Annotated in this window: 5 protein-coding genes; 2 read left to right on the plus strand and 3 right to left on the minus strand. The window is 62.4% G+C overall.

Annotated elements, in window-relative coordinates; translation table 11 throughout:
• Positions 1–49 precede the first annotated feature (49 nt).
• From QMA15_RS26555 to QMA15_RS26565, 3 genes are all read right to left on the minus strand, one after another.
• Positions 50–946, minus strand: coding sequence for a serine hydrolase (locus tag QMA15_RS26555; protein ID WP_290287175.1), 897 nt, complete (start codon positions 944–946; stop codon positions 50–52).
• A gap of 173 nt (positions 947–1119) precedes the next feature.
• Positions 1120–1755: a ScbR family autoregulator-binding transcription factor gene (locus tag QMA15_RS26560; protein ID WP_283567160.1), complete on the minus strand. Its 636-nt coding sequence runs from the start codon at positions 1753–1755 to the stop codon at positions 1120–1122.
• A 238-nt stretch (positions 1756–1993) separates the two neighbouring features.
• Positions 1994–2422, minus strand: coding sequence for an HIT family protein (locus QMA15_RS26565; RefSeq protein WP_021342963.1), 429 nt, complete (start codon positions 2420–2422; stop codon positions 1994–1996).
• A 102-nt stretch (positions 2423–2524) separates the two neighbouring features.
• Between QMA15_RS26565 and QMA15_RS26570 the strand changes: the two genes are divergently transcribed.
• Together QMA15_RS26570 and QMA15_RS26575 are read left to right on the plus strand one after the other, a co-directional pair.
• Complete coding sequence (locus QMA15_RS26570) at positions 2525–3751, plus strand: dolichyl-phosphate beta-glucosyltransferase (protein ID WP_086935726.1); 1227 nt, start codon at positions 2525–2527, stop codon at positions 3749–3751.
• Positions 3748–5898, plus strand: a complete 2151-nt coding sequence (locus tag QMA15_RS26575) for a glycosyltransferase family 39 protein (RefSeq protein WP_290287178.1) — start codon at positions 3748–3750, stop codon at positions 5896–5898. Before QMA15_RS26570 ends, QMA15_RS26575 begins: the two co-directional genes overlap by 4 nt.
• Positions 5899–6051: the final 153 nt, after the last annotated feature.

A 6051-nucleotide genomic window follows, 5' to 3' on the forward strand; every position in this document is an offset into this window, starting at 1 on the left:
TCGCACTGATTTCTCAGCGCGACCCGCATTCTTTGTCAGTGGGTTCAGATCAGCTGTTGTTGCGAAGTGCTTCGACAGCGATGCGGCCGACGGTTCCGATGGAGGCGTCGATCTTCGGGGCGCGGTGGGTGAGCTCGTGGGACTTGGTGAAGACACCGACGGCGTAACGCTTGCCGTCCGGGTACGCCACGACGCCGGCTTCGTTTCGTACCAATCCCAGCGTTCCGGTCTTGGCGGCGACAGTGACCTCGTCGGGGAAACCGGACGAAAGGCGATGCGGCCAGACCTGCTTGCTCATGATGGTTCGGACTTCTTCACAGGCCGATGCGGGGCCGGCTTCGTCCCTCCAGATTGCAGCCAGCAACATTGTGATCTCACGAGGAGTGCTGGAGTTGGAGCGGGCCGGATCCATGACGGAAATTGTCCGAAGAATTTCGATGGGCGGCATTTCCAGCAAGGTGCCCTTGTCGACACCGAGGTCGTCGTAGACCGATTTGAACAGACCACGGCAGTCACGGACCAAGTTGGTCTTCTCCAAACCGAGCCCGCGCAGCGTTGCGACGATGTTGTCGAGTCCGAGGCGTCCGTACAGGAAATCCGTGGCGGCGTTGTCGCTGAAGCTCATCATGAGCAGAGCGAGATCTCGCCAGCTTGCGGTCACGTCATCGGCGCAGCCGCCGATACCGATGCCGCCGGAGCGGAACTCGGCGGTCACCGTGGCGTGCTCGGTCGGATCGAGGGTGCCGGCCGCAACTTCACGGGCGTACTGCAGTACAACAGGAATCTTGAAAACGGAGGCGAGGATGACACCTTCGTCAGCGCCGTAGCCGAACTCTTCGCCGGAATCGATGTCGCGTGCGTGGACGAACGCATCGGTCTTCGCTTCGGCGAGTACAGCAGCGATCTCCTGCTGTGCGCTCTCAACGTACGTGGCGGTTTCGGTCATTCGAGAAGCCCTTTCGTCGGTATCCGTATATCTGGGTTATTCGTGGATCTGACGATAGTGAGTCGACGCCGGGGGGTCTTGTACGAATCGACGAAGGTTGGCGCACGGTTCGGTGCTGATACGCCGAATCAACCGATTGTCAGGGTGTTCCGGGGGTCAGGGTGTTGCGGGGGTCAGGACGCATAAGTTTCGAGGCGACGCCCGACCAGTTCGGCGACGTCGGTCCGACGCTTGTCCGAGACCACGCCTGCCAACAGGATGGTGAACAATTCGTCGATACGGTCGTTCAAATCGCTTCGTCTGGTGAGCACGTTCGAAACCAGTTGAACGCCGGTGAATGCCGAGATCGCCACGCGACCCACCGATTCCGGCTCCACGTCGTCGCGGATGTCGCCTTCGAGCTTCGCGGCCTCGGCCAGTTTTCGAAGCTCGCGGATCCACACGACGTACGGGCCTTGCGAACCGTCGGCAGAGGCCAATTCGAGGGTAAGTCGGACTCCCGCACGAACAATCGGGTCCGCGACGAGTTGGCGGCCCATCTCGTGGCACACCATGACGAGCTGTTCCAGTGCCGGTGCGCCTGTGGCTGCAACTTCAGTGAAGGCAGTGATCGACATCTGGTGCTGTTCTTCGATGACCGCCTGAGCCAATTCGTCTTTGGACGAGAAGTGGAAATAGACCGCGCCCTTGGTCATCTGCGCCGCGGACACGATGTCATTCATGCTCGTGCTGCCGTACCCCGTGACTTCGAACCGATCAGCAGCGCCTTGAAGAATCTGTCGGCGACTGATCTTGGCACGTTCCTGCATTGCTCCCTTGTCCTCCGACTGTTAACACGTGAACCAGTTTTAGGGCCCTAGGTCCCGGACCAGCGCCCCACGGTAGCAGCGAATCTCGTGCTCGCGCGACAGCGCGAAACGGACTGTTCGGTGTGCAATCGCAGGTCACGGTCGGTAGGAGTGACAAATGCGACCGCCGCAACCTCCGTTGGAGGCTGCGGCGGGGAGTCCAGTTATCGGCCAGCGAAATTCGGTCGAAGGTACGCGATCAACGAGTCGAGACAGTTGACTCGAAGCCGAGGTCGCGTAGCGCCGACTTGAGTTTGGTCTGCGCCTCGTCGAGAGATTCGGGTGACGGCGAAGTATCGGCGCCACTGATGTCGAAGTTCCCCATGTCGTATGCGGGGAAGACGTGAACGTGAAGATGCGGAACTTCCAGACCTGCGATGAGGAGACCCGCCCGAGGCGCGTCGAACGCCTTCCGCACAGCCTGACCCAGGGTGCGGGCAACCGCGGTGACTTTGGCAAAGAGTTCAGGATCCACGTCCTGCCACTGATCGACCTCGGCTCGCGGTACCACGAGTACGTGGCCCTGCGTTACCGGCGCGATGGTCAGGAACGCGACAACGTCGTCGTCCTCCCACACGAAACGTCCTGGTAGATCTCCGTTGATGATGGCGCTGAAGACTGAAGGCATACCCCGAGATTAGCCCGCGTCCGGTTGCCAGGAAACTCCCAGGCTGGACGCAGGTTCGTCGGAGCCGGCCCGACAAATCTAGGACGCATGACGACAGAAGCCATGCAGACCGCGGGCAGCACGGACGCAGGGGAGCTTTCCGCGACGACTGTAGTGCTGGACGTGGTCGTCCCGGTATACAACGAAGAGGCAGGCCTGGAGACGTGCGTGCGGCGCCTGCGCCGGCATTTACGCACACAGGTGCCATTCTCTGCACGAATTACCATCGCGGACAACGCCAGTGTCGACGGCACGTTGGCACTCGCACGTTCCCTCGCCGAAGAATTCGACGACGTCCGGGTCGTCCACCTGGATGCGAAGGGCCGTGGTCGAGCACTGCGGCAGGTGTGGAGCGACTCCGATGCCGACGTGGTCGCGTACATGGACGTCGACCTCTCCACCGATCTCAATGCCCTGATGCCGTTGATTGCTCCGCTGCTCTCCGGCCACTCGGACATCGCCATCGGTTCCCGGTTGGCACGTTCGTCGCGCGTGGTACGCGGCCCCAAACGCGAGTTCATCTCACGTAGCTACAACCTCATCCTCCGAAGCGCACTGCATGCTCGCTTCTCCGACGCTCAGTGCGGATTCAAAGCCATGCGAGTCGATGTTGCGCGGCAACTACTTCCGCTGGTGGAGGACACCGGGTGGTTCTTCGATACCGAATTGCTCGTGCTGGCCGAGCGAGCGGGCATGCGGATTCACGAGGTCCCCGTCGACTGGGTGGACGATCCGGACAGTCGGGTGGACATCATTGCCACCGCAGTTGCCGACCTCAAAGGTGTGGTCCGCGTCGGGCGAGCACTGTCGACCGGTTCCCTTCCCTTGGCCGAGCTCAGGGCGAGTTTCGGACGTGAACCACTGGTTCCCGGAGTCCCTCGCGGAATGGTCGGGCAGCTCTCGCGCTTTGCCGTGGTGGGAGTCATTTCGACACTCGCGTACGCACTGCTCTACCTCGCACTGCACTCGGTAATGGGGGCGCAGTGGGCCAACGCCGTCGCATTGCTGGTGACCGCGGTATTCAACACCGCCGCCAATCGAGCCTTCACCTTCGGGATCCGCGGGTCGGAAGGATCCGCCCGTCACCAGATGCAGGGCCTGCTCGTGTTCGGGTTCGGTCTACTGCTCACCAGCGGATCGTTGTTCGTTCTCGACGTCATGGCGCCCGACGCGTCCAAGCACGTGGAGCTTGCCGTACTCGTCATTGCCAATCTTGTTGCCACAGTGAGCCGATTCGTCGCGCTGCGCTGGGTGTTTCGCACTGCACAATCCGTAGGAGCCAATCGATGACCGCCACTGCAGAGACACTCGCCGCGCCGCTGCCGGCGCCGGAACCGCAGCGTCAGGTGCGCTGGGAACCGTGGGCGCTCGGAGTGTTGTTGGTGGGTACCGGAGTCGCCTACATCTGGGGCCTGGGCGCGTCCGGATGGGCCAACTCGTTCTATGCTGCTGCGGTCCAGGCAGGTTCGGTGTCGTGGAAGGCCTTCTTCTTCGGTTCCTCGGATGCTGCCAACTCGATCACCGTCGACAAGCCGCCGATGTCCCTGTGGTTGATGTCGCTGTCGGTTCGTATCTTCGGACTCAATTCCTGGGCGATGTTGGTGCCGCAGGCACTCCTCGGAGTCGGATCGGTTGCGCTGTTGTGGGGAACGGTTCGACGGTATTTCGGTGCGGCCGCCGGCCTCCTCGCCGGCTTGGTACTTGCGCTCACACCCGTAGCGGCGCTGATGTTCCGGTTCAACAACCCGGATGCCCTGCTGGTGCTCCTGATGATCGCAGCAGTGTGGGCGATGATGCGCGCCGTGCAGGACGGTCGCACCCGCTGGCTGGTGTTGGTCGGTATCTTCTGCGGATTCGGTTTCCTGACAAAGCAATTACAGGTCATGTTGGTAGTTCCACCGCTGGCGCTCACCTATCTGATCGCCGGACCGCCGAAACTGGGTAAGCGTGTACTCCAACTGTTCGCGGCACTGGGCGGACTGATCGTCTCCGCCGGATGGTGGTTGGCAATCGTCGAACTGTGGCCGGCCGACTCACGTCCGTGGATCGGTGGTTCGCAGAACAATTCGATTCTCGAACTGACACTCGGCTACAACGGGCTCGGACGCTTGAGCGGCAACGAGACCGGAAGCGTCGGCGGCGGCGGAATGCGCGGTGCTGGTGATGCTGCGGCCGGTGCTGCTGCGGGAGGCTTCCCCGGAATGGGCGAGGCCGCAGGCGGTATGGCAGCGGGAGGCATGGCACCAGGTGGTGGCGCCGGTGGCGGTATGTGGGGGAGTACCGGCATTACCCGACTGTTCGAATCTGCCCAGGGTGGACAGATTGCCTGGTTGATTCCTGCTGCACTGATACTTCTGGTGGCTGGAATCGTGCTGCGAGGCAGGGCTCCCCGCGCTGACACACAGCGCGCGTCATTCATCGTCTGGGGACTGTGGCTGTTGGTGACCGGACTGACCTTCAGTTTCATGGCGGGAATCTTCCACGCTTACTACACCGTTGCGCTGGCGCCGGCGATCGCCGCACTGATCGGTTCAGGATCCGTATTCGCTTGGCGTCATCGTGACGTCCTCTGGGTTCGCCTCGTTCTGGCAGTGTCGTTGGCGGCAACCGTCGCGATGGCGTGGGTACTGCTCGGACGCTCGCCTTCGTTCGTACCGTGGCTTCGCTGGGCGATTCTGGTCGTCGGCATCGTCACTGCCGTGGCAGTGCTGATTCCGGCAGCGACGCGAGGTCGATTGGCTGTGGCAGTGATTCTCGCGGCGATCTTCACCGGTCTGGCGGGTCCGACTGCGTACGCGATCGACACGATCAACACTCCGCATACCGGTTCCATAGTTTCGGCCGGACCGAGCGTCGAAGGTGGAATGGGCGGGCCGGGCGGTGGTCGCGGAGGATTTGGCGGATTCGGCGGCACGGCTGACGGCGGGAACCGTCGGACTGACGGGGCTGGCACCGGAACGCCGGGAACGCCCCCTGCAGGAATGGGTCAGATGCCCGGTGGTGCAACAGCTCCGGGTACCACCACATCGACCACCGACGGAACGCGGGGCGCAATGGGAGGCGGCGCCGCCGGTGGTTTGCTTCAGGGCAGTACACCGGGAACCGCGGTCGTGTCCACACTCGAAGAGAACTCCGACCAGTTCACGTGGGTAGCCGCGGCAATCGGGTCGAACAGCGCATCGGGCTATCAGCTTGCGACGCAGTCACCGGTCATGGCTATCGGAGGGTTCAACGGGAGTGATCCGTCCCCGACACTCGCGCAGTTCCAGCAGTACGTGGCAGAGGGCAAGATTCACTTCTTCATCGCCGGCGGTGGGATGGGTGGCGGTATGAACGCGGAAGGTACCGCTACCGCGATCTCGACGTGGGTGACCGAAAACTTCACCGCCACAACGGTGGACGGGGTGACTCTCTACGACTTGACGGTTGGGGGCTGACCAACATGAACGCACGCCAGGTCCGCATCGGAGGTGCTCCCCCCGATGCGGACCTGGCGTGAAGTTGTATGTCTGAGGTTCGTCCTCAGGTTTTGAAGGTGGTGTTCGCCGGCCGCGGGTGCTGCTGCGGGTCGATCGAGGGTGGTGGGATGA

This window comes from Rhodococcus sp. APC 3903, from assembly GCF_030407755.1.
In the GTDB taxonomy this organism is placed as follows: domain Bacteria; phylum Actinomycetota; class Actinomycetes; order Mycobacteriales; family Mycobacteriaceae; genus Rhodococcus_F; species Rhodococcus_F erythropolis.